This is a genomic window from Micromonospora citrea (assembly GCF_900090315.1).
Taxonomy (GTDB): domain Bacteria; phylum Actinomycetota; class Actinomycetes; order Mycobacteriales; family Micromonosporaceae; genus Micromonospora; species Micromonospora citrea.
This window is the reverse complement of the sequence record NZ_FMHZ01000002.1, coordinates 2,970,865-2,993,006: the sequence shown is the minus strand read 5'-3', so window position 1 is coordinate 2,993,006 and position 22,142 is coordinate 2,970,865. Positions and strand designations below refer to the sequence as shown.

Genomic DNA, 22,142 nt, shown 5'->3' with positions numbered 1-22,142 from the left:
GCGCGGCCGACGGTCCGCCGAGCGGCGCATGTTTCGGGTGGACGGGGAAAGGACCTGGGATGACCACGGAGGCCCCGGCGCTCGACGGGCGGCAGATCCGGCTGCTGATGTTCGGCCTGATGACCGGCATGCTGCTGGCCGCGCTCGACCAGACGATCGTGGGCACCGCCCTGCCGACGATCGTCGGCGAGCTGGGCGGGATCAACCACTACTCGTGGGTCGTGACGGCGTACCTGCTCGCCTCCACCGCCTCGACGCCGCTCTACGGCAAGATGGCCGACCTGTACGGGCGCCGCCCGGTGTTCCTCTTCTCGATCGGCACGTTCCTGCTGGGCTCGCTGCTGGCCGGGCTGTCGCAGGACATGACCCAGCTCATCGTCACCCGTGGGATCCAGGGCCTCGGCGCCGGCGGCCTGATGACGCTGGCGTTCACCATCATCTCGGACGTGGTGTCGCCCCGGGAGCGCGGCCGCTACCAGGGGCTCTTCGGCGCCGTCTTCGGCCTCTCCTCGGTCGCCGGCCCGCTGGTCGGCGGCTACTTCGCCGAGACCGACTGGCGGTGGATCTTCTACGTCAACGTGCCGCTGGGGATCCTGGCGATCCTGGTCTGTTCCCGGGTGCTGCGGCTGATCCCGTTCACCCGGCGCGACCACGCGATCGACTGGCTCGGCGCGGCGCTGCTGGTCGCCGGGGTGAGCTGCCTGCTGCTGGCGCTGAGCTGGGGCGGCAACGAGTACGCCTGGGGCTCCGGCGTGATCGTCGGGCTCTTCGTCGCGGGCGCGGTGCTCGGCGTGCTCTTCGTGCTTCAGGAGGCCCGGGTGGCCGAGCCGATCCTGCCGCTGCGGCTGTTCCGCAGCGCCACCTTCGCGCTGGCGAACTCGGCCGGCTTCGTGCTCGGCCTGGTGATGTTCGGCTCGATCATCTTCATCCCGCTCTACCTGCAGATCGTCAAGGGCGCCTCGCCGACCCGCAGCGGCCTGCTGATGCTGCCGATGATGGCCGGCGTCATCGTCACCTCGGTGCTCACCGGCCGGGCGATGAGCCGGATCGGGCGGTACAAGTGGTTCCCGGTGGCGGGCGCGGCGGTGCTGCTGGTCGGCATGCTGCTGTTCACCCGGCTGGAGGTGGGCACCTCGCTCTGGGTGGCCTTCGGCTTCATGGTGGTGATCGGCGTCGGGCTGGGCCTGTGCATGCAGTCGTTGATCCTGGCCGTGCAGAACGCCGTGTCGATGCGCGACCTGGGCGCCGGCACCTCGGCGGCGACGTTCTTCCGCTCGCTGGGCGGGTCGTTCGGCGTCGCCATCCTCGGCGCGGTGCTGTCGTCGCGGCTCACATCCGAGCTGGCCGGGCGGCTGCCCGGGGCGATCGCGCAGTTGCCGCCGCAGCAGCAGGCCGCGGTGGCGGCGAGCGGCGGGGCCGACGTCTCGGTCAACGACCCGGCCACCATCCTGGCGCTGCCCGCCCCGGTCCGCGCGGCCGTCCAGGCGGCGTTCGTCGAGTCGCTGCACCTGGTCTTCCTGACCACCGGCCTGATCGCGATCGTGGCGGTGCTGGTCACCCTCGCGCTGCCGAACGAGAAGCTGCGCGGGGCGGGCCCGGGCGGCGCGACCGGCGGCACGGACGGCCTGGGCGGCGAGGCGCCCGCCCCCGGCGGCAAGCCGCTGGCCGAGGAGTCGAAGGGCGAGGCCGCCGCCGAGATGGAGGCGAAGAGCCAGACGATGCTCTGATCCGCCCCGGGCGGCCGGGCGGAGGTGCCGCCACCCGAGGATCGGCCGCGCGCCGGCCACTTGAGGAACCGGCCGCGCGTCGCCTACTTGAGGAACCGGCCGCGCGTCGCCTACTTGAGGATCAGCCGGTTGGTCTGCTCGAAGACGTCGAGGTCGGCGAGGGTCTCCGGGACGCTCGCGGAGAGCGGGGCAGGGAACTGCTCCCGGTGGAAGAAGGCGGCGTCGACGGTCTCGTCGGTGGCCCGGGCCAGCGTGCCGTCCCACTCCTCGACCCGGAACGCGGTCGTGAAGATCTGGTAGGTGTGGCCGTACATGTTGGTGTGGGTGCGGTCCGGGCCGGTGTAGAGGGCGAACGCGCTGACCCGCAGCGCGCGCAGGCCGGTCTCCTCGCGCACCTCGCGGACGGCGCAGTCGGCGATCGACTCGCCCAGTTCCATCGCCCCGGCGGGCAGGGCCCACTGGTGGTTGTCGGAGCGCTGGATCAGCAGGACGCGGCCGGCGTTGTCGCGGACCACGGCGCGGGCGCCGACGAACATCAGCGTCCGGTCACCGGCCAGGGCACGCAGTTGCCCGACGTAGGAATCGGCCCAGGAGATGCTCACCCGGACAATTTACGGGGCCGGCCGGGGGCGGACGGGGTTTCCAGGGTTCCCAAGGTGTGACCGCCGACACTAACTTCTTACCCATGCGTAGCACGATGATGGACGCCCCCCTCCTGGTCGCGCGGATCCTCACCCACGGCTCGACCGTGCACGGCACGGCCGAGGTGGTCACGTGGACCGGCGGTGAACCGCGCCGGATGTCGTACGCCGAGGTCGGGCGGACGGCCGCCCGGCTGGCCCACGCGCTGCGCGACGAGTGCGGCGTCACCGGCGACGAGCGGGTCGCCACCTTCATGTGGAACAACACCGAGCACCTCGTGGCCTACTTCGCGGTGCCGAGCATGGGCGCCGTGCTGCACACCCTCAACATCCGGCTCTTCCCGGACCAGCTCGCCTACATCGCCAACCACGCCGAGGACCGGGTGGTGCTGGTCGACTCGACGCTGATCCCGCTGCTCGCCCGCGTGATCGGCGAGCTGACCACCGTGCGGCACGTGGTCGTCGTCGGTGGCGGTGACCCGGCCCCGCTGGTGGCGGCGGCCGGCGACCGGATCGCCGTACACCACTGGGACGCGCTGCTGGCCGATCGGCCGGAGGTCTACGACTGGCCGGAGGTGGACGAGCGTGACGCCGCCGCCCTGTGTTACACCTCCGGGACCACCGGTCACCCCAAGGGGGTGGCCTACTCGCACCGCTCGATCTACCTGCACTCGCTGCAGATCTGCATGCCGGAGTCGTTCGGCATCGGCCCGACCGACCGCGAGCTGGCCATCGTGCCGATGTTCCACGCGATGTCCTGGGGCCTGCCGTACGCGGCCTTCGTCTCCGGCGCGTCGCTGATCATGCCGGACCGGTTCCTCCAGGCCGCGCCGATCGCCGAGATGATCGCCGCCGAGCGGCCCACCCTGGCCGGCGCGGTGCCGACCATCTGGAACGACCTGCTGGCCCACCTGGACGCCCACGACGTGGACACCTCCTCGCTGCGGGAGGTGATCGTCGGCGGGTCGGCCTGCCCGCCGGCGCTCATGCACGCGTTCGGCGAGCGGCACGGCATCGACGTCGTGCACGCCTGGGGGATGACCGAGACGTCACCGCTGGGCTCGGTGGCCCGCCCGCCGGCCGGGGCGAGCGGCGACGACGCCTGGCGCTACCGCTACACGCAGGGCCGGGTGCCGGCCGGCGTCGAGGCCCGGATCGTCGGCCCGCTGGGCGAGCCGCTGCCGGCCGACGGGACGTCCGTCGGCGAGCTGGAGGTGCGCGGGCCCTGGGTGACCGCCCGCTATCTCGGCGACGACACCCCGGACGAGGAGAAGTTCCGCGACGGCTGGCTGCGCACCGGCGACGTCGGCACGCTCTCGCCGGACGGCTACATCACCCTCACCGACCGCTCGAAGGACGTCATCAAGTCCGGCGGCGAGTGGATCTCCTCGGTCGAGCTGGAGAACGCCCTGATGGCCCACCCGGCGGTGCTGGAGGCCTGCGTGGTCGGCGTGCCCGACGAGCGCTGGGGCGAGCGGCCGTTGGCCACCGTGGTGCTCCGCGAGGGGGAGCGGGCCGCCCCGGAGGAGCTGCGGGAGTTCCTGGCCGGTGCGGTGGCTCGGTGGCAGCTGCCGGAGCGCTGGGCGGTCATCGAGGCGGTGCCGAAGACCAGCGTCGGCAAGTTCGACAAGAAGGTGGTGCGCGCGAGGTACGCCGACGGCGAATTGGATGTACGGGAGCTGACGGCCCCGTAACGTTTTCAGGCGCACCGTCGCCTGTTGGGGTAAGGGACGCACTCCTGAGACATCCCTCCCCAGGGGCGGCCCCGGCGTTCGCACCGCGCCGGGGCCGCCCGCTCCTTTGCGGGGCGACCCGCACAGCCATTGTTGCGAAAATTGTTCGCCTCTGTCCCGGCGACGGGGAAACTCGCCCAGCTCAGGGGCGACCTGGGCGGTCGACCCGCCGGGCCGGGGCCGTCACCCGTCCCCGCCGGCGGTGAGCAGCACCTTCCCGACCACCGAGTTCTCCACCGCCTGGTGCGCCGCGACGGCCGCCGAGAGCGGGTGGTGGTGCAGCGGCAGCCCCGCCTCCTCGCCCACCCCGATGCCGCCCTGCGAGGCGGCGGCGGCCACGTCCACCACCGCCTGGGCCTTGGCCGCCTTCGGCTCGGTGTAGACGAGCACGAACTGCCAGCGCGCGTTCGGCGCCATCAGCGGCCGGACCGGCAGGGTCACCTCGGCCCCGCCGTCGTCGGCGTACACGCAGACCGCGCCGCCGCGCCGGAGCAACTGGACGTCGACGGCCGCGTTGCGCGCCGGGGAGACCTCCACGATCGTGTGCACCCCGTCGGGCGCGATCTTGCGGACCTCCTCGACGACGTCCTGCTCCCGGTAGTTGATGACGAAGGACGCCCCGGCCGCCGCCGCGAGCTGCGCCTTCTCCGCACTGCTGACCGTGGCGACCACGCAGGCGTCCGCCCAGCGCGCGAGTTGGACGGCCGCGTTGCCCACCGCGCCCGCCCCGCCCTGCACGAGCACCGTGTGGTCGCTGAGCGCCCCGGCGTGCAGCCGGTCCGGCGTGTACTCCCCGGCGGTCAGGCACCGGTGCGCGGTGAGGAAGGGGATGCCCAGGCAGGCCCCCAGGTCGAAGGAGGCGTCGCCGAGGGGCACCGCCTGCCGGACCGGCACCACCGTGTACTCGGCGGCGGTGCCCCACGGGCGCTGCCAGGCGGCCTCCCACAACCACACCCGCTCGCCGATCAGGTCCCGGTCGACGCCCTCGCCGACCGCCTCGATCACCCCCGCGCCGTCCTGCCCCGGTGTCTGCCAGCCGTCCGGCAGCGGACCGTGCCGGCGCGACTTCCAGTCCGTCGGGTTCACCCCGGAGACCGCCACCCGCACCAGCACCTCGCCGGGGCCGGGCTCCGGCACCGGCCGGTCGACCAGTCGCAGCACCGAGGCGTCGCCGGTGCGCTCGTACACGATCGCCTTCATCCCCGTCTCCTCACCCGGCGGCCCCGGCTCGGGACGCCGTCGGCTGCCGTACCCGGCGGATCCGGGCTCATGCCGGGCCCGACGGGGCCGGAAACCGTACAACCGGGCAGGCGACGGGAGGGAGCGGCCATGCGGACGGCCGACACAGCGACCGGGTGGACGTCGCGGGCCGCGCCGTCGTGGCGATCGCCCGGTCGACCGGCCGGCGGCGCCGCTCGACGTGGCGGCCCACCCGAGCAGCCGCCACCACCCTCGGCGCAGCGGCTATCCGAGCCGGTCCACGGCCCCGGGGGTCAGCTCGTCCACCGACCCCAGCACCACGGCCGCGAGCCGTTCGGCGTCCGGATCCAGGGGGTAGGCCCCGTGCGGCACCGCCACCACCGTCATTCCCGCCGCCGCAGCCGACCGGACGCCGTTGGACGAGTCCTCCACGGCGACGCAGCGGGCCGGGTCGACGCCGAGCCGGCCGGCGACCGCCAGGTAGACGTCCGGCGCCGGCTTGCCCCGCTCGGTCTCCTCGGTCGACAGCGTCGCGCCGAACACGGCGGACAGGCCCGTCGCGGCCAGCGCCGCGGCGATCAGCCGGGTCGGCGACGAGCTGGCCAGCCCCAGCGGCCACCGCCCGGCCAGCCGGCGCACGACCTCGTCGGCCCCGTCGATCAGCGGTACGCGTGCCGCGTACCGCCGGGTCATCTCCTCGACCACCTCGGCGGCGACCTGCTCGGCGCTGCGGTCGACGCCCAGCTCGCCGCTGAGGTAGCGGGCCCACTCGCCGGTGCTCATGCCCATCAGCCGGCGCTGCGTGTCGGGCTGCCAGGTCCCGCCGTGCGCCGCCACGTACGCCCGCCGGACCTCCTCCCAGACCGGCTCGGAGTCCACGATCACGCCGTCCAGGTCGAAGATCACCGCATCCGCCACGACCCCATCCTGCCCCACCGGCCGGCGGCGCGGGCGGGGGCGACCGGGTCAGCGTTGCAGCGCGGGCAGGCCGATCGGGTTGCCCTCCGGGATGAGCGCGTGGGCGGCGCGGGCGATCGGCTCCAGCAACTCCCGCAGCCGGTCGGTACGGTCCCGACCCAGCGTCCGCCACGGCCGGGCGGCGGCGTCGTCGGTGGCGTCCTCGATCGCCTCGAACCGGGCCCGGCCCTGCTCCGTCGCCTCGCCGTCGGCGGTCAGCCAGCCCCGCTCCGTCAGCCGGGCGCGGGCGGCGGCCCACTGCTCGTCGGCCCATCCCCGGCCCAGCAGGTTCAGCGGGGACATGCCGAGCGCGACCCGCCAGGCCAGCGTCTCCACCGGGTCGAGATCCGCCGCGACCAGCGCCGCCACGTGCCCGTCGCCGCGGTGCTCCCGCAGCGTCGTGGCGGCCTGCCAGAGCCGGGCCAGCGGGTATTCGCCGCGCGGCAGGGCGGCGTTGGCGGCGCCGAGCACCCGCCCGGCGGGCTCCACCTCGGCGGCCGCCGCCTCCAGCAGCCCGGCCGCCTCGACCAGATGCGACTCGGGCAGCTCGTAGGTCAGCTCGGCCAGCGCCTGCACCGCGCCGGTGAGCCGGGCGCGCAGCGCCTCCTGCGGGGTGGCGAGCCGCCAGACGGCCGGCAGCGCCCGCGCCACCGTGTGCGGGGCGAAGTTGAAGAACGCGCCGACCACCGGGGCGGCGTCGACGGGCCCGAGCGGCGCCGCCCGCCCGGCGAAGTAGCCGCGCCAGAAACCGCGCAGCCCGGCCGCCTCGTAGGCGGTCCGGGCGCGGGGATGGAAGTAGGTGACCGCGTGGACCGGCTCGAAGTGGGTCCACATCACCCGGGCGGTCCGCCCCGCGTCGTCCAACGCCGTCACGTGCACCTCCGCGTCCGGTCCGGTTGTCCCCCCGGCCGGCCGGACCGCCCGGGGTGACGCCGAACCTACTGCCGGTGGGTGAAGGGCCGGAAGCCCTCTGTGGGCTACTGCATCGCCGGCGCGCGACAACCCGGGCGAACCGGGCCGCCCGGCCGGGTCACTGGGCGGCGAGCACGTCCACGACGAAGCGCAGCGGGCCCGCCGGACGGCCGCCGGTGGCCTTGTTGCCGTACGCCAGCTCGCCCGGGATGTCGAGCTGCACGCGGCTGCCGACGGTGACCCCGACCAGGCCCTGGTCCCAGCCCGGGATGACCTGGCCGACGCCGATCGCGAAGGAGGCCGGCTCGTTGCGGCTCCACGAGGAGTCGAACTCCTTGCCGTCGGCGTAGAACACGCCGACGTAGTTCGTGGTGATCGTCTGCCCCTTCTGCACGGCCGGCCCGGTGCCCTTGATCAGCGGGGTGACGACGAGCTTCTTCAGCTCACCCTTGCCGGCGGTGACCGTCGGCTTGCTGCCCAGCGCCGGGTCCGCGCCCGCCGGGAGCTGCGGGGCGCCGGGCGTCTCGGCCCCCGGCGCGGTGGCGGACGCCGACGGGGTGCCCGCCACCTGGTCCTTGTCGTCGCTGTTGCGCCCGATCGTCACGAAGACGGTGATCAGCACCGCGACCACGGCGACGCCCGCGAGCCCGCCGGCCCAGGCCTGGCGGCGACGCTTCGCCTCGGCAGCCTTCTGCGCCGCCAACTGGGCGGCCAGCCGCCGCTCCGACTTCTGGGCTCGGTTCTGCGTACGCTCGCTCACGGCGTCGACTCCCTGCTGCGAAGGTGGGTGGCCGGCATCGGAGTGCCGGGGGAAAGCCGACGCACACGGTACCCGCCCGGACGCCGACCGTGCCGCCTCGGCACCACTCACGTCACCCCCGCCCCACCGGCATTCGGGCGCGACGCCGGCGGGGCGGCCCGGGGGCGACCCGCCGGCGTGTTCGCCGCGCCGACCCCCGACCGGCGGGCGGCGCGGGTGGGTCAGCCGGCCAGGTGCCGGGCCAGGGACTGCCGCAGGTGGTGCTTCGGTCGCGCCCCGACGATCGAGCCGACGACCTCGTCGCGCCGGAAGACCAGCAGGGTGGGCAGGGACAGCACCCCGTACGCGCGCGTGGTGTCCGGATTCGCGTCCGTGTCGATGGTGGCGAAGAGCATCCGCCCGGCGAACTCGACGGCCAGCTCGGCGAGGCTGCGGGAGATCGCCCGGCACGGCGGGCACCAGTCCGCCCAGAAGTCCACCACCACCGGCCGGTCGGCGGCCAGCACCACGGCGGCGAAGGTGTCGTCGGTGACGGCGGTCAGCGCGCCGCCCGGCGCAGTTTCGAGCACGTTTCCTCCCGGTGGGCGATGGCGTGGGCGAGCTGGTCCCGCAGCTCCTGCCGGACCGTGTTGAGCCGGTCGATGCCCGCGTCCACCTCGGCCAGCTTGCGCCGCAGCACCGCGACGGAGTCCGGGCAGACGTGGCCGGAGGCGTTGCCGGCCCGGAGACAGGCGACGAACGGGCGGATGTCGTCCAGCCCGAAGCCCACCGCGAGCAGGGCCCGGATCTCGCGTACGACGTGCAGCTCCGCCTCGTCGTAGACGCGGTAGCCGTTGGCCGAGCGGGCCGCCCGGACCAGGCCGTGCGTCTCGTAGTAGCGCAGGGCCCGGGTGCTCGTGCCGGCGCGTTCCGCCAGCTCACCGATCAGCATCCGACCTCCCTCGTCCGACCCGGCCGACGCTAGACCTTGCCACCGGCGTCAAGGCAACCTCGGCCGCGAGAAAGGGCGCCGCGAGGGGCCCGGTCCGGCGAACGAGGGTGCGGTCAGCGGGCCGGTCGGCTCGTGCACCGCCACCCCCTGCGTGGCCGCCCGCTAGCCAGGTGCGCGCGGCTGGGGAGGGTCAGGCGGTCTTGCGGGCGGCCTTCTTCGGGGCGGCCTTCTTCGCCGCGGGCTTCTTCTCGCCCTCGGCCTTCTTCGGGGCGGCCTTCTTCGCGGCGGTCTTCTTCGGCGCCGCCTTCTTCGCGGCGGTCTTCTTCGGCGCGGCCTTCTTCTCGGCCGCCTTCTTCTGCGCCGAGCGGGCCGCCGAGATCGGCGTCGGCTCGCCGCCACCGCCGGCCGGCGCCTCGCCACGGGCGGCCTTGGCCCGCTCCACCGACGCCTTCAGCGCCGCCATCAGGTCCACCGCCGCCGCCGGGACCTCCTCGACCTCCTCCGGCTGGACCACCTCGCGGCCCTCCACCTTGGCGTCGATGACCTCCTGGAGGGCCGCCCGGTAGTCGTCGGTGAACGCGTCCGGCTCGAACTCGCCGGCCATCGAGTCGATCAGCGAGCTGGCCATGGCCAGCTCCGGCGGGCGGACCTTCAGGTCCTCGTCGAGGAAGCCGAAGTCGGGGGTACGGACCTCGTCGGGCCAGAGCATCGTGTTGAGCAGCAGCACGCCCTCGCGTACCCGCAGCGTGGCGAGCTGCTCCCGCTGGCGCAGCGCCACCTTGACGATCGCCACCCGCTCCGAGTCGGCGAGCGCGTCGCGCAGCAGCACGTACGGCTTCGTGGCGGTGCCCTCGGGCTCCAGGAAGTAGGCCTTGTTGTAGAGGATGGGGTCGACCTGCTCGGCGGGGACGAACTCCAGCACGTCGATCGCGTGCGAGGTGGAGAGCGGCAGGTCGGCGAAGTCCTCGTCGGTGAGGATCACCATCTCGCCGCCGCCGATGTCGTAGCCCTTGGCGATGTCGTCGTAGGTGACCTCCTCGCCGCAGACCTGGCAGGTGCGCTTGTAGCGGATCCGGCCGCCGTCCTCCCGGTGCACCTGGTGGAAGCGGATGTCCTTCTCCTCGGTGGCCGAGTAGACCCGCACGCCGATGGAGACCAGCCCGAACGAGACCGCTCCCTTCCAGATGGCCCGCATCCCCGTGCTCCTCTCGCCGGTACTGCCCAGGATCCCAAAAGATCGAAGGCCACGCGAGGGCTTCCGTGCGCAAGTACAGTCGGGAGGTGCCCGGCGCGCCGCTCAAGCCGATGCTCGCGATGACCGGGCAGCTCCCGGCGGGTGCCGGCTGGGCTTACGAGTTCAAGTGGGACGGCGTGCGCGCGCTCGCCGACATCCGCGACGGCCGGCAGCACCTCTACGCCCGCTCCGGCGTCGAGATCACCGCCGCGTACCCCGAGCTGGCGACCCTGCACGAGCAGGTGGGCGACGCCCTGCTCGACGGCGAGGTGGTGCTGATCGGCGAGACCGGCCAGCCCTCGTTCACCGCGCTGGCCGAGCGGATGCACGTCCGCGACCGCAACAAGGCGGCCCGGCTGGCGGCTGTCGTCCCGGTGACGTACATGATCTTCGACCTGCTCCGGCTCGACGGCGAGGACCTGACCGGCTGGTCGTACGCCCGCCGGCGGGAGGCCCTCGACGGCCTGGCGCTCGGCGGCGCCCGGTGGGCGGTGTCGCCGGTCTTCCCCGACGGCCTGGCCACCTACGAGGCGGCCGGCGAGCACGGCCTGGAGGGGGTGATGGCCAAGCGCGTCGAGTCGGTCTACCGGCCCGGGGTGCGCTCGCCGGACTGGGTGAAGGTCAAGCTGGAGGTGACCGGCGACTTCGTGGTCGGCGGCTGGCGGCCCGGGGCGCGCAAGATCGGCGGCCTGCTGGTGGGGGTGCCGGGCCCGGACGGGCGGCTCGTCTACCGGGGGCGGGTCGGCGGCGGCATCGGCGCGGCCATCGAGCGGCAACTGCTGCGCGAGCTGGAGCCGCTGCGCACCGGCGCGTCGCCGTTCGCCGCCGGCGTGCCGCGCGAGGATGCGCGGGGCGCGATCTGGGTGGAACCGAGGGTCGTGGTGGAGGTGAAGTACGGCCAGCGCACCCCGGACGGACGGCTGCGGTTCCCCCGGGTGCTCCGGCTGCGGCCGGACAAGCCCGCCGAGGAGGTAGACGATGCCGGCTGACCGGTTCCGGGTCGAGGTCGAGGGGCGCTCGCTTGAGGTCTCCAACCTCGACAAGGTGCTGTACCCCGACGCCGGGTTCACCAAGGGCGAGGTGATCGACTATTACACCCGCGTCGCCCCGGTGCTCCTGCCGCACCTGCGTGGCCGGGCGCTGACCCGGATCCGCTTCCCCAACGGCGTCACCGGCGGCTCGTTCTTCGAGAAGAACGCCCCGGCCGCCACCCCTGGCTGGGTACGCACCGAGACGCTGCCCGCGCCCGGGTCGAGCAAGGGCCGGGAGACCATCGACTACGTGGTCGCCGACGACCTGCCCACCCTCGTCTGGCTGGCCAACCTCGCCGCGCTGGAGCTGCACACCCCACAGTGGAAGATCGGCGAGCACCCGGACATGATGGTCGTCGACCTGGACCCGGGGCCGCCGGCCGCGCTGCGCCAGTGCTGCCAGGTGGCGCTGCTGATGCGGGACCGGCTCGCCGAGGACGGCATCTCCTCGTATCCGAAGACCTCGGGCAAGAAGGGCATGCAGCTCTGCTGCCCGATCGCCGGCACGCAGTCCTCCGACCTCGTCTCCGACTACGCGAAACGGATCGCGCAGGAGCTGGAGCGGGCGCACCCGAAGCTGATCGTGTCGAAGATGGCGAAGAACCTGCGGCCGGGGAAGGTCTTCATCGACTGGAGCCAGAACAACGCGGCCAAGACCACCGTGTCGCCGTACTCGCTGCGGGCCCAGTCCGTGCCGTCGGTCTCCACCCCGCTGACCTGGGACGAGGTCGAGGCCGGCGCGGCCGGGAAGCGCCCCTCGTCGAAGCCGTACACCGCCGGCGAGGTGCTGACCCGGGTGGAGAAGCAGGGTGACCTGCTGGCCCCGCTGCTCGACGGCGGCCCGGAGCTGCCCGCCCGCTGAGCTGGATCTTGGACAGTTGCCGTTCTTGTCTGACGGCAAGTGTCCAAGATCTGCGGTGGGGTGGCGTTGAGTAGGGTGGGCGCAGCCTGCGGAGGAGCGCGACGATGAACATGACCGATGCTCTCGTTCGGGAGTCGCCGGCCGGTGACCGGGCGGCGGAGGTGGACCGGCCGCTGCTGACGTATCTCGACGAGGCGACCGGCGAACGGGTCGAGTTGACCGCCACGGAGCTGGGCGGCTGGGCGGCGCGGGCCGCCGGGCTGCTGCGCGAGGGCTGCGGCCTGGGCGTCGGCGACCGCGCGGCGGTGCTGCTCCCGGCCCACTGGCAGACCGCCGCAGTGCTGCTGGGCGCCTGGTCGGCCGGGGTGGCGGTGTCGTTCCGCCCCCGCGCCACCGCCGGCCTGCCGCAGGTCGCGCCGGGCGACGACGAGCCGTTCGACGCCCTCTTCGTCAGCGCGAAGCGGCTGGACGACTGGCTGGAGGACGTGCCCGAGGCGCGGCACCGCTACGTCCTCGGGCTCGGCGACACCCCGCCGAAGGAGGTGCCCCCGGGTTACCTCGACTGGCTCGCCGAGGTGGGGCGGCACACCGACGCGCTGCCCGCCTCCGCGACGCTGACCAGCGCCGACGCGGCCAGCTCCGACGGCACGAGCTACCGCCAGTGGGGCAGCGTGGCGCTGGCCGTGGCGGAACGGCTCGACCTGCGGGCCGGCGACCGACTGCTGGTCGACGTCGCCGAACACGAGCAGCCCGTCTACTGGCTGCTGGCCCCGCTGGCCGTCGGCGCGTCGGTGGTGCTCTGCGCCAACCTCGACCCGGCCCGGCTCGACGCCCGGATCGCCGCCGAGCAGATCACCCGGGTCCTCTGACCCGGCCCGGTCGCCGAAGCCGCCGAGCATGGCACCCGGGTGCTCTGACCCGTGCCGGCCCGGTCGCCGAAGCCGCCGAGCATGGCACCCGGGTGCTCTGACCCGTGCCGGTCCGCGTCGCCGAAGCCGCCGCGCGGCGGGCGTACGGACGGGTCCGCGTGTGCGGGCCCTCTGCGACAGCGCTGCCCGGCCCTCTGCCGTTACACCCGCAACCGCCCTGCTCGCGGGCCTGTTGCCGGTGCCCGTCGGCGTGTTCTCATACCGGGGAGACGGCGTCGTCGACCCCGGTCGTGGCAACCCGCGTCGACTCCCGCACCACCCCCATCCTCCTGAAAGGTGCATCGATGCACAGGAGACCGATCTTCCGACTGGCAGTCCTCACCGCCACCGCCGCGACGTTGCTGGCGTCCGGCGGCACCTACGGCGCGGTATCGGCAGCGCCCGTGTCCGTCTCCCCGGGTGTCGCCGAGTGCGAGCCGGACGCCCACGGGCACGGCGGGGCCCGGCTCGCCGAGGGCGCCACCGCCCAGGAGCCGGAGCTGTACTCCAAGAACGAGGCGAACGCCTACGGCGTCATCAAGGACGCCCCGCGCCTGGCCAACGGCAGCGTCACCGTGCCGACGGTCTTCCACATGATCTCCGACCACCCGCTCAGCGCGGCGGAGACGACCAGGTGGAACACTCTGATCGCGGCGCAGATGAAGGTGCTCAACGACTCGTTCGCCGGCCGTACCGCGGCGGACGCCTCCGACACCCCGTTCCGCTTCGACCTGGTCGACACCACCTGGACGGTGAACAGCGACTGGTACACCGTCGTGCCGGGCAAGAACGAGCGGGACATGAAGAAGGCGCTGCACACCGGCGACTCCCGCACCCTGAACGTGTACGCGGCCAACATCGGCGACGGCCTGCTCGGCTGGGCGTACTTCCCGAAGGGCTACAACAACGGCCGCGACTACATCGACGGCGTGGTGATGCTCGACGAGTCGATGCCGGGCGGCACGGCCGGCAAGTACGCCCTCGGTGACACGCTGACGCACGAGGTCGGGCACTGGCTGATGCTGGAGCACACCTTCGCGCACGGCTGCTCCGCCTCCGGCGACTTCGTCGCGGACACCCCGCGCGAGGCGGCGCCGCAGTTCAACTGCCCGGTGGGCGCGGACTCCTGCACCGCACCCGGGCTGGACCCGATCCACAACTTCATGGACTACACGCAGGACTCCTGCATGAACATGTTCACGCCTGGTCAGGCCGACCGGATGAGCGACGCCTGGGTGGCGTTCCGCGCCGGCGGCAACGGCTGATCCAGCCGGATCCCGAGGGGCCGGCGGGCCGCACGCGAGCGGCCCGCCGACCCCTTCGCCGTGTCCGCGCCGGGCACGGACCCGCCGCCGCCCCGGCCCGTATCCGCCGGGCTGGGGCAGCGGGTACGCGTGCGGTGCGGGCGACGGCGGCGCGTCCGGGCCGGCGGTGGCGCGATCAGTCGAACGCGGCGGCGAACATGCCGGGCTGGTAGGAGCCGCCCCGCTGGTGCAGGATCACGGCGAGCCGGTTGGCCGCGTTGATCAGGGCGACCAGGCAGACCAGGGCGGCGATCTGGTCGTCGTCGTAGTGCTTGCGCACCTGGGCCCACGTCTCGTCGGACACGCCCTGGTGGGCGTCGGCGAGCCGGGTGCCCTCCTCGGCGAGCGCCAGCGCGGCCTGCTCGGCCTCGGTGAAGACGGTGGACTCGCGCCAGGCGGCGACCAGGTGGAGCCGGACCGCCGTCTCGCCGGCGGCCACCGCGTCCTTGGTGTGCATGTCGATGCACCAGCCGCAGCCGTTGATCTGGCTGGCGCGCAGCGACACCAGCTCCTGGGTGGACTTCGGCAACGACGACTGCTGGACGAGCATCCCGGCGTTGGCGAACCGCTTGAAGAACCTCATCGCGGTCTCGTTGTCGAACATGTTGAATCGTGCGTCCATCGGTTCCGTCCTTAACTCGTGGGAGGGACGAACACGAGATGCCGGCCGGCGGATCCCTGTGACGGCGCGGCCCGGTGACGGGAGCCACAGTGCGCGGGTGTCACACGACGGCGAGGACCGGCATCTCGTGGGTGACGCAGACCAGAGCGCAGAGGAGTCACCCATGGTGGGCACGCCGCGAACCGCAGCCGACGACCGTGGCCGGGACGCCGACCGGCTGGACCGCGCCACCGCGGCCTTCCTCGCCCACCGCAACCTGCTCTTCACCGTCGCGTACGAGATGCTCGGCTCGGCCGCCGACGCGGAGGACGTGCTCCAGGAGACGTGGTTGCGGTGGGCCGGCGTCGATCTCGGCACGGTGCGCGAAGAGCGCGCCTACCTGGTGCGGATCACCACTCGCCAGGCACTGGGCCGGCTGCGCACGCTCGGTCGCCGCAAGGAGTCCTACGTCGGCCCCTGGCTGCCCGAGCCGCTGCTCACCGCGCCGGACGTGGCCGAGGACGTCGCCCTGGCCGACAGCGTCTCGATGGCGATGCTGATGGTGCTGGAGACGCTCGCGCCGGTCGAACGGGCCGTGTTCGTGCTGCGGGAGGTGTTCGACGTCGGCTACGACGAGATCGCCGAGGCCGTCGACAAGACCCCGGCGGCGGTCCGTCAGATCGCGCACCGGGCCCGGGCGCACGTCGCGGCACGCCGCCCCCGCCAGGCCGTCTCGGCCGCCGAGACCCGCGGTGCGCTCGACGCGTTCCAGCGGGCGGTCGAGACCGGCGACCTGCAGGGCCTGCTCGACATCCTCGCGCCGGACGTGGTCCTGCTCGGCGACGGCGGCGGAGTCAAGCAGGCGGTGCCGCGGCCCGTCCTGGGGGCGGAGAAGGTGGCCCGCCTGCTGCACGGCGGGTGGGGCAGGGTCGCCGCCATCTCGTCGTGGCGGCCGACGCAGGTCAACGGTCACCCGGCGCTGGTGCTCCAGCTCGACGGCGAGCTGGACACCGTGGTGGCGCTGCGGATCGAGAACGGCCTAATCGCCGGCATCTACGCCGTACGCAATCCGGAGAAGCTGTCGCACATGGAGCGGGAAACCGCGCTGAGCCGCTGAGCCCGAGCAGGCCCGGCTCATCGGCCGCCCGGTCGCACCCGGCGCGAGCAGGGCGCGGCGTGGTCGACCGGCAGGGCACACCGCGCGCCGCCGGGCAGCGGCCGGTCGCAGCAGACCCAGTGGCGTACGCCCTGCTGGTCCTCGGCCGAGACGGTGACCCCGCCGGGCTCGACGCGGGCGCTGAGCCGGGCCGGCACCCGGGCGGCGGTCCGGGCGAGGATCCGCGCCCGGAGCAGGTCGGGCGCGGTGACCGGCAGGTGGATCACCCAGCGGTCGGTCATACCGGTCGCGGATCTGCCACGGCCGTAGTCCGCGTGGCGGGCGCGGCCCAGGACGACGAGTTCGTTGCCACCTGCGCCGAAGTCCCGTCTCTCTCGTGGCTCGCCTCCTCGCAGACGACGGCTCTGCAAGGGCTCCAAGAGCTGTTGCGGGAAGTCATCGCGGACATGCGGGAGCAGGGTGAGCAGGTGCCGTAGCCGTAGCGGCGTCCTAACGGCAGGGCGTCAGTCGACCGTCGGGAGCTTCGGGCCGAGGACGTCGTCGGCGTCGACGATCGTGTACGCGTACCCCTGCTCGGCGAGGAAGCGCTGCCGGTGGGCCGCGTACTCCGTGTCGATGGTGTCGCGGGAGACGACCGTGTAGAAGTGGGCCTGCCGGCCGTCGGCCTTCGGCCGCAGCACCCGGCCGAGCCGCTGCGCCTCCTCCTGCCGGGAGCCGAACGTGCCCGACACCTGGATCGCCACCGCCGCCTCGGGCAGGTCGATGGAGAAATTCCCTACCTTTGAAATCACCAAGGTGCGGATCTCACCCGAGCGGAACGCGTCGAAGAGCCGCTCGCGTTCCTTGTTGGTGGTGGAACCCTGCACGATCGGCGCGTCGAGGTATTCGCCGAGCTGGTGGAGCTGGTCGATGTAGCCGCCGATGACCAGCACCTGCTCGTCGGGGTGCCGGTCGACCAGCGCCTTCACCACGGGCAGCTTCGTGCGGGCGGTCGCCGCCATCCGGTAGCGCTCCTCGGCCTCCGCCGTCGCGTACGACATGCGCTCCGCGTCGGTGAGCGTCACGCGTACCTCCGTGCACTCGGCCGGGGCGATCCAGCCCTGCTGCTCGATGTCCTTCCACGGCGCGTCGTACCGCTTCGGCCCGATCAGGCTGAACACGTCGCCCTCGCGGCCGTCCTCGCGTACCAGAGTGGCGGTCAGGCCCAGCCGACGGCGGGCCTGGAGATCCGCGGTGAAGCGGAAGATCGGCGCGGGCAGCAGGTGCACCTCGTCGTAGACGACCAGGCCCCAGTCGCGGGCGCCGAACAGGTCCAGGTGGGTGAACGCGCCCTTCTTGCGCGAGGTGAGCACCTGGTACGTGGCGATGGTGACCGGGCGGATCTCCTTGCGCTCGCCCGAGTATTCCCCGATCTCCTCCTCGGTCAGCGACGTGCGGGCGATCAGCTCCCGCTTCCACTGCCGCCCGGCGACCGTGTTCGTGACCAGGATCAGCGTGGTCGCCTTCGCCTCGGCCATCGCCGCCGCCCCGACCAGCGTCTTGCCGGCGCCGCACGGCAGCACCACGACGCCCGACCCGCCGGCCCAGAACGCCTCCACGGCCTCCCGCTGGTACGACCGCAGCGTCCACGGCTTCCCGCCGTCCTTGCCGGCCTCGGCCAGCTCGATGGGGTGCGCCTCGCCGTCGACGTAGCCGGCCAGGTCCTCCGCCGGCCAGCCCAGCTTGAGCAGCGCCTGCTTGAGCCGGCCACGCTCCGACGGGTGCACCGCGATCGTGTCGTCGTCGAGCTTCGCGCCGAGCATCCCGGCGAGCTTCCTGCTCTTGGCGACCTCGATCAGCACCATCCGGTCCAGTCCTCGCAGCACGAGGCCGTGCGCCGGGTCGTTGACGAGCTGGAGGCGGCCGTAGCGGTCCATCGTCTCGGCCACGTCGACCAGCAGCGCGTGCGGCACCGGATAGCGGCTGTACTTGATCAGGGCGTCCACCACGCCCTCGGCGTCGTGGCCGGCGGCGCGCGCGTTCCACAGCCCGAGCGGGGTCAGCCGGTAGGTGTGCACGTGCTCGGGGGAGCGCTCCAGCTCGGCGAAGGGCGCGATGGCCATCCGGCACGCCTGCGCGTCGGGGTGGTCGATCTCCAGCAGCAGGGTCTTGTCCGACTGAACGATCAGGGGTCCACCGCTCACGCCAGTGCCTCTCCTCCGCCTCGGCTCGCCGGCTGTCCGGGAGGCGACTGATCCGCCCCAGGCCGACCCACCAGTGTTGCACGCATCCGGGTGACGCCAAGAAACTTGGACATCGGACGCAACCGGAACGGGGCTCGCAACGTCTAGCAAGGGGACACCTGTCAGGGGAGGCGCCATGAAACACGTCCGGATCACCACCCGGCTCGTCGCCCTGGCAGTGGCCACGCTGGTCGGCGCCGGTGCGTGCGCGTTCGATCCGGAGGCCGACGGAGGTGGGGGCGGGGGTCCCGTCCCGGTCGGCGCTGCGGAGGTAACGGGGGCGAGCGGTGCGCCCGGCCCGGACCAGCGGACCAGGCCCACGACGGCGCCGCCGAAGCAGGAGGCGAAGCCCACGCGCACGCCGACCCGTCCCGCGCCGAAGCCGACCCGTCCCGCGCCGAAGCCCACCGGGTCACCGTCCGCCGCCGGCTGCCCGCAGGGGGAGCACCAGCGCGAGGTGGAGGCGTACCTCGCCCGGCTGGGCGGCTTCGGCACGCTGACCGTGGACGGCCGGCAGTCCGCCGCCGACTGCGCCGCCATCAAGAAGTTCCAGAAGCGGTACGACATCCGCCCCGCCCACGGTCGCGCCGGGCCCACCACCCACGACGTGGCGAAGCGGCTCGCCACCACCGACACGGCGCGCTGCAAGGCCGGCTCGGGCACCACGTTCTGCATCGACCTGACCCGGCAGACCACCTGGGTGATGCGCAACGGCAGGGTGCTCGTGAAGCCGACGGTCACCCGGACGGGCATGCCCGGCTACCGCACCCCGGCCGGCACCTTCACGATCAACTACCGAAACGTCAAGGAGTGGTCGGACCCGTACGAGGTCTGGCTGCCCTACTGGCAGCACTTCACGCAGGGGATGGGCTTCCACGAGACCACGACCTACCTGCACAACAAGGCGATCGGCTCGCACGGCTGCGTCAACCTGCTGCACGCCGACGCCGTCCGCTACTGGGAGCTGGGCAGGGTCGGCAGCCGGGTGGTGCTCGTCGGGCGACGCCCCGGCACCTGAGCCGGCGCGGCAGCCCCGGGCCCGGCCTTCCGTCGCACACGTCCCCGCCTTCCGTCGCACACGTCGTCCGATCGGGGTTTTATCCCCTGTCACTCCGGTCACCCGAGTGACACGCTGGAGTGCCAGGCGTCGGACCGGACGGGGAGGCGTGGAGATGACGGTCGACCGGGAGGCGATACCGGAACACAGCGTCGAACGCGACCAAGCACCGGACGAGCAGGTCTCGACCGCCACCGTCGTCGCGTACGCGACCGCCGCGGTGGTGCTCGTCGGCTGGTTCCTCTTCGGCTGGCTGGTGCTCGAACAGGGCTTCGTCGACTCGGTCGGCGAGTCGGCCGGCGCCGGGTTCGCGCTGCTGCTGGTGGTCTCCGTCGTCGGGACGGTACGCCGCAGCCGGCGCTGACGCAGGCGGTGTAGCCGGCGCCGACCCGGCCGCCGCAGCCCGCGCCGACCGGCCGCCGCCGGGTGCTCAGTCCTCCAGCACCGCCGCCGTGATCCGGTGCAGGGCGAAGGTGTGCAGCATCTCCGTCCGCTCGTCCTCGGCGCGCAGGTAGCCCGCGCCGATCGACACCGGCCGGACCAGCCGCGACGCGGTCGCCCCGTGCGCGTCGACGTAACCCACCCAGACCAGCGCCTTGTCCCGCACCGCCTGCTGGAGCACGGCCAGGGCGTCGCTGTGGGAGTGGGCCGGCGCCGGGCCGGTGCGCGCCGCCCCGCCCCGGACCACCGCCGGCGCGCGCCGGGCCGCCCGGGCCGCCGCGTCGCCGCGCCGGATCTGCTCCACCACGCCCAGCAGGCGGGGCATCGCCAGCTTCGGGGCGGTCAGCGGGTCGAGCGTCCGGGTCGCCACCGACACCCGGGCCGGTGCCCGGCGGGTCTTCGGGCGTGCCAGCACCGCCGCGCCGCTGGCGTCCTCGGGCACCGGGGCGTACCCGGCCTCGCGCAGGGCGGTCAGCATCCGGCCCACCTGGTACGGAGTCGACAGCACCGTCGGCGCGAGCCGGCGCAACGCCAGCGACTCCAGCCGCCTGTCGGCGAGCACCTCGGTCAGCAGCGCCTCGTCGTCGCTGCGCACGTACGCCCCGGCCGAGCCGACCCGCAGCCCGCCGTGCTTGCGGGCCACGTCGTCCACCAGGTACGTCAGGCCCTGCGGAACCGGGGTGCGGGAGCGGCGGCGGAACAGGGCGTGCAGGTCGTCGGCCGAGTAGCCGGCGTCCAGGGCCCGGCGCACGCTGGCCGTGGTGACCCGGTGCACGCTGGCCCCACCGGCCGACTCGTGCTCCGCCACCACCTCCAACTCGGCGGCGAGCGTCGGGTCGGGCGGGCCGGGCACCACGACGGTCAGGTCGGCCTGCACCAGGAAGTGGTCGACCGGGGCGGGCAGCAGCGCGTCCAGCGCGCGCACCGCAGCCGTCCCGTCGCCGCCCTCGGCGTCGGCGTGCAGCCCGAGCGGGTCGTCCGCGCCCCGCTCGTCGGCGGCGCTGACGTCGGCGAGCAGCAGCCGCCCGTACGAGGTGATCGCCCCCAGCCCGGTCACGCCCAGCGTCGCCGCCTCGGCCAGCACCTCCCGGTGCGCGGCCTCCCGTCCCCGGCTGCGCCGCGGCGCCCGCCAGTCGAGCAGCGACTGGACCTCCTCGGGGGTGGGTGCGGTGGCCGGCTCCAGGTCGGCGAGCACCCCGAGGACCGCGCGTCGGGCGGCCGGCGCCCCGGCCCGTTCGGCCTCGGCCGAGAGCACGGCGATCGGCCGGTCCCGGTCGTCCCGCTGCCCGACCAGCCCCGCCTGCCGCGTCATGGTCAGCCAGGCCCGGGCGAGCTGCTCCCAGCGCTGTGCCAGCGTGCCGGCGCGCCACACCTCGTACCCGGCGGTGGGCAGGATCTGCTGGTCGGCGCCGTAGCGGGTGGTGGTGGCCCCGGGCAGGTCCACCTCGCCGATCAGCCCCGCCGCGTACGCCGCCTCCAGCAGCAGGGCGGCCGTCGGCTCGTCCACCCCGACCGCCTTGGCCAGCCGGCGCAGGTCGCGTACGCCCAGGCCGCCGGAGCGGAGCACGGGCGCAGGTTCGGCGGCGAGCTGCTCCAGCAGCGCCTCGGTGTGGCGTACCACCTCCATGGTCTGCCCGGCCCCGGCGGAGTCGGCGACCTTCGGCTCGCGCGGTGGCGCGGCCACCGGCGGCGGGCTGGTCCGCAGCGGGCCGAGCGGGCCGCTGTCCCGCCGCAGCAGCAGGCCGACCTCCCGGGGCAGCTCGACCGTGCCGGTGGCGCCGGCCCTGCCGCCCGACACCGGCACCAGCAGGTGGTGGTCGACCAGCCAGCGCACGGGCGAGCCGGTCGGCGCACCGCCGTTGGTCGCGTCCGGGGGCAGGTCGTCCTCCGCCCCGATGGGCGGGGCCTGCAGCGCGCCGGCCGGCACACTGCCCACCGGCGGGCCCGCGGCGAGCCGGTCCAGGATCGCCCGGGCCGAGGGCGGCGCGGCCAGCAGCGTCCGGCGCAGCTTCGCCGGGTCCGCGCAGAGCGCCGCCGCCCGTGGGTCCAGCTCCGCCGCCGGTCGGCCCAGCCCCGCCGGGTACGGGGAGACCTCGTCGACACTCGCCACCACGTGCAGGTCGCTCTCCGGGCCGTGCAGCAGGAAGAGCGCGCGCAGCCGGCCCACGGCGGCGCGTACGGAGGTGGGGGCGGGCGGGTGCGGTCCGGCGGTGGCCATGGCGAGCACCGCGTCGGTGGAGGTGGTCCCGTCGGCTCCGCCCCGGGTGAGCCGGGCGGCGTCCAGGACCTGCAGGGTGAACTGGTCCAGCCCGTCGAGCGCGCGGGCCACCGAGACCCGGGACTGGGCCCGGATGGCGAGCGCGGAGACGTCCGCGGGCACGGGCACGACGAGGTCCGGCCGCAGTTGCAGGAGGGCGGCGAGCGACTCGTCGGGCAGCGACCGCAGGTGGTCGGCGAGTGAGATGGTCATCGTCGTTCCACGCTAGCCCGGCAGGGGGTCCTCC

21 protein-coding genes are annotated in these 22,142 nt (G+C 73.9%); 9 read left to right on the top strand and 12 right to left on the bottom strand.

Going from position 1 to position 22,142, the window contains the following annotated elements:
• The first annotated feature begins 59 nt into the window (after positions 1 to 59).
• Positions 60 to 1,727, top strand: a complete 1,668-nt coding sequence (locus GA0070606_RS13670) for an MDR family MFS transporter (protein WP_091098992.1) — start codon at positions 60 to 62, stop codon at positions 1,725 to 1,727.
• A 110-nt stretch (positions 1,728 to 1,837) separates the two neighbouring features.
• Here the strand turns inward: GA0070606_RS13670 and GA0070606_RS13665 are convergent, their stop codons facing one another.
• Positions 1,838 to 2,329, bottom strand: a complete 492-nt coding sequence (locus tag GA0070606_RS13665; RefSeq protein WP_091098988.1) for an NUDIX domain-containing protein — start codon at positions 2,327 to 2,329, stop codon at positions 1,838 to 1,840.
• Positions 2,330 to 2,412: 83 nt separating this feature from the next.
• Between GA0070606_RS13665 and GA0070606_RS13660 the strand changes: the two genes are divergently transcribed.
• Positions 2,413 to 4,062 carry a fatty acid--CoA ligase gene (locus GA0070606_RS13660; RefSeq protein ID WP_091098985.1) on the top strand — a complete coding sequence of 550 codons (1,650 nt, stop codon included), beginning with the start codon at positions 2,413 to 2,415 and terminating at the stop codon, positions 4,060 to 4,062.
• Positions 4,063 to 4,284: 222 nt separating this feature from the next.
• Here the strand turns inward: GA0070606_RS13660 and GA0070606_RS13655 are convergent, their stop codons facing one another.
• From GA0070606_RS13655 to ku, 7 genes are all read right to left on the bottom strand, one after another.
• Entirely contained in the window at positions 4,285 to 5,301 is a 1,017-nt protein-coding gene (locus tag GA0070606_RS13655) for an NADPH:quinone reductase (RefSeq protein ID WP_091098982.1), read from the bottom strand.
• 264 nt (positions 5,302 to 5,565) lie between these two features.
• Positions 5,566 to 6,219, bottom strand: a complete 654-nt coding sequence (locus GA0070606_RS13650) for an HAD family hydrolase (protein ID WP_091098978.1) — start codon at positions 6,217 to 6,219, stop codon at positions 5,566 to 5,568.
• A gap of 48 nt (positions 6,220 to 6,267) precedes the next feature.
• Positions 6,268 to 7,092, bottom strand: a complete 825-nt coding sequence (locus GA0070606_RS13645) for an SCO6745 family protein (RefSeq protein WP_091107695.1) — start codon at positions 7,090 to 7,092, stop codon at positions 6,268 to 6,270.
• A 196-nt stretch (positions 7,093 to 7,288) separates the two neighbouring features.
• Positions 7,289 to 7,930: an FKBP-type peptidyl-prolyl cis-trans isomerase gene (locus tag GA0070606_RS13640; protein WP_091098974.1), complete on the bottom strand. Its 642-nt coding sequence runs from the start codon at positions 7,928 to 7,930 to the stop codon at positions 7,289 to 7,291.
• Between the two features lie 221 nt (positions 7,931 to 8,151).
• Entirely contained in the window at positions 8,152 to 8,499 is a 348-nt protein-coding gene (locus tag GA0070606_RS13635) for a thioredoxin family protein (RefSeq protein ID WP_091098970.1), read from the bottom strand.
• A complete protein-coding gene (locus tag GA0070606_RS13630; protein WP_091098967.1) occupies positions 8,469 to 8,861 on the bottom strand; it encodes a MerR family transcriptional regulator in 393 nt (130 codons plus the stop codon). The genes GA0070606_RS13635 and GA0070606_RS13630 overlap by 31 nt, the downstream gene beginning before the upstream one ends.
• Positions 8,862 to 9,051: 190 nt before the next feature.
• The gene (ku, locus tag GA0070606_RS13625) at positions 9,052 to 10,056 is read right to left on the bottom strand and encodes a non-homologous end joining protein Ku (protein ID WP_091098963.1); all 1,005 of its coding nucleotides are present in this window, start codon (positions 10,054 to 10,056) and stop codon (positions 9,052 to 9,054) included.
• 86 nt (positions 10,057 to 10,142) lie between these two features.
• On the opposite strand from ku, the gene ligD (GA0070606_RS13620) reads away from it, so the two are divergent.
• The 4 genes from ligD (GA0070606_RS13620) (at position 10,143) to GA0070606_RS13605 (ending at position 14,161) form a co-directional block, all read left to right on the top strand.
• On the top strand, positions 10,143 to 11,084 hold the full coding sequence (gene ligD / locus GA0070606_RS13620) for a non-homologous end-joining DNA ligase (RefSeq protein ID WP_091107693.1): 942 nt from the start codon (positions 10,143 to 10,145) through the stop codon (positions 11,082 to 11,084).
• Entirely contained in the window at positions 11,074 to 11,988 is a 915-nt protein-coding gene (ligD, locus tag GA0070606_RS13615; RefSeq protein WP_091098959.1) for a non-homologous end-joining DNA ligase, read from the top strand. Before ligD (GA0070606_RS13620) ends, ligD (GA0070606_RS13615) begins: the two co-directional genes overlap by 11 nt.
• A gap of 104 nt (positions 11,989 to 12,092) precedes the next feature.
• Positions 12,093 to 12,857 carry a TIGR03089 family protein gene (locus GA0070606_RS13610; protein ID WP_091098955.1) on the top strand — a complete coding sequence of 255 codons (765 nt, stop codon included), beginning with the start codon at positions 12,093 to 12,095 and terminating at the stop codon, positions 12,855 to 12,857.
• A 344-nt stretch (positions 12,858 to 13,201) separates the two neighbouring features.
• A complete protein-coding gene (locus tag GA0070606_RS13605; protein ID WP_091098951.1) occupies positions 13,202 to 14,161 on the top strand; it encodes a zinc metalloprotease in 960 nt (319 codons plus the stop codon).
• A 175-nt stretch (positions 14,162 to 14,336) separates the two neighbouring features.
• Here the strand turns inward: GA0070606_RS13605 and GA0070606_RS13600 are convergent, their stop codons facing one another.
• Complete coding sequence (locus tag GA0070606_RS13600; protein WP_091098949.1) at positions 14,337 to 14,822, bottom strand: carboxymuconolactone decarboxylase family protein; 486 nt, start codon at positions 14,820 to 14,822, stop codon at positions 14,337 to 14,339.
• Between the two features lie 163 nt (positions 14,823 to 14,985).
• On the opposite strand from GA0070606_RS13600, the gene GA0070606_RS13595 reads away from it, so the two are divergent.
• Positions 14,986 to 15,918, top strand: a complete 933-nt coding sequence (locus GA0070606_RS13595; protein ID WP_091098946.1) for an RNA polymerase sigma-70 factor — start codon at positions 14,986 to 14,988, stop codon at positions 15,916 to 15,918.
• A 17-nt stretch (positions 15,919 to 15,935) separates the two neighbouring features.
• Here the strand turns inward: GA0070606_RS13595 and GA0070606_RS13590 are convergent, their stop codons facing one another.
• Positions 15,936 to 16,199 (bottom strand): hypothetical protein, encoded by a 264-nt coding sequence (locus tag GA0070606_RS13590; RefSeq protein ID WP_091098943.1) that lies wholly within the window; start codon positions 16,197 to 16,199, stop codon positions 15,936 to 15,938.
• Between the two features lie 222 nt (positions 16,200 to 16,421).
• Complete coding sequence (locus GA0070606_RS13580) at positions 16,422 to 18,101, bottom strand: DNA repair helicase XPB (RefSeq protein WP_091098939.1); 1,680 nt, start codon at positions 18,099 to 18,101, stop codon at positions 16,422 to 16,424.
• A gap of 175 nt (positions 18,102 to 18,276) precedes the next feature.
• On the opposite strand from GA0070606_RS13580, the gene GA0070606_RS13575 reads away from it, so the two are divergent.
• Both GA0070606_RS13575 and GA0070606_RS13570 read left to right on the top strand, forming a co-directional pair.
• Positions 18,277 to 19,158 (top strand): L,D-transpeptidase family protein, encoded by an 882-nt coding sequence (locus GA0070606_RS13575; protein ID WP_091098935.1) that lies wholly within the window; start codon positions 18,277 to 18,279, stop codon positions 19,156 to 19,158.
• Positions 19,159 to 19,312: 154 nt separating this feature from the next.
• Positions 19,313 to 19,561, top strand: a complete 249-nt coding sequence (locus GA0070606_RS13570; protein ID WP_091107692.1) for a hypothetical protein — start codon at positions 19,313 to 19,315, stop codon at positions 19,559 to 19,561.
• A 66-nt stretch (positions 19,562 to 19,627) separates the two neighbouring features.
• Here the strand turns inward: GA0070606_RS13570 and GA0070606_RS13565 are convergent, their stop codons facing one another.
• Positions 19,628 to 22,108, bottom strand: a complete 2,481-nt coding sequence (locus tag GA0070606_RS13565) for a helicase-associated domain-containing protein (RefSeq protein WP_091098932.1) — start codon at positions 22,106 to 22,108, stop codon at positions 19,628 to 19,630.
• Positions 22,109 to 22,142: the final 34 nt, after the last annotated feature.

Coding starts and splice junctions, on each gene's coding strand:
- GA0070606_RS13670 (WP_091098992.1), top strand. CDS start 60: ATGACCACGGAGGCCCCGGCGCTCGACGGGCGGCAGATCCGGCTGCTG.
- GA0070606_RS13660 (WP_091098985.1), top strand. CDS start 2,413: ATGCGTAGCACGATGATGGACGCCCCCCTCCTGGTCGCGCGGATCCTC.
- GA0070606_RS13655 (WP_091098982.1), bottom strand. CDS start 5,301: ATGAAGGCGATCGTGTACGAGCGCACCGGCGACGCCTCGGTGCTGCGA.
- GA0070606_RS13645 (WP_091107695.1), bottom strand. CDS start 7,092: ATGTGGACCCACTTCGAGCCGGTCCACGCGGTCACCTACTTCCATCCC.
- GA0070606_RS13630 (WP_091098967.1), bottom strand. CDS start 8,861: ATGCTGATCGGTGAGCTGGCGGAACGCGCCGGCACGAGCACCCGGGCC.
- ku (WP_091098963.1), bottom strand. CDS start 10,056: ATGCGGGCCATCTGGAAGGGAGCGGTCTCGTTCGGGCTGGTCTCCATC.
- ligD (WP_091098959.1), top strand. CDS start 11,074: ATGCCGGCTGACCGGTTCCGGGTCGAGGTCGAGGGGCGCTCGCTTGAG.
- GA0070606_RS13610 (WP_091098955.1), top strand. CDS start 12,093: ATGAACATGACCGATGCTCTCGTTCGGGAGTCGCCGGCCGGTGACCGG.
- GA0070606_RS13605 (WP_091098951.1), top strand. CDS start 13,202: ATGCACAGGAGACCGATCTTCCGACTGGCAGTCCTCACCGCCACCGCC.
- GA0070606_RS13600 (WP_091098949.1), bottom strand. CDS start 14,822: ATGGACGCACGATTCAACATGTTCGACAACGAGACCGCGATGAGGTTC.
- GA0070606_RS13595 (WP_091098946.1), top strand. CDS start 14,986: ATGGTGGGCACGCCGCGAACCGCAGCCGACGACCGTGGCCGGGACGCC.
- GA0070606_RS13590 (WP_091098943.1), bottom strand. CDS start 16,199: ATGACCGACCGCTGGGTGATCCACCTGCCGGTCACCGCGCCCGACCTG.
- GA0070606_RS13575 (WP_091098935.1), top strand. CDS start 18,277: ATGAAACACGTCCGGATCACCACCCGGCTCGTCGCCCTGGCAGTGGCC.
- GA0070606_RS13570 (WP_091107692.1), top strand. CDS start 19,313: ATGACGGTCGACCGGGAGGCGATACCGGAACACAGCGTCGAACGCGAC.
- GA0070606_RS13565 (WP_091098932.1), bottom strand. CDS start 22,108: ATGACCATCTCACTCGCCGACCACCTGCGGTCGCTGCCCGACGAGTCG.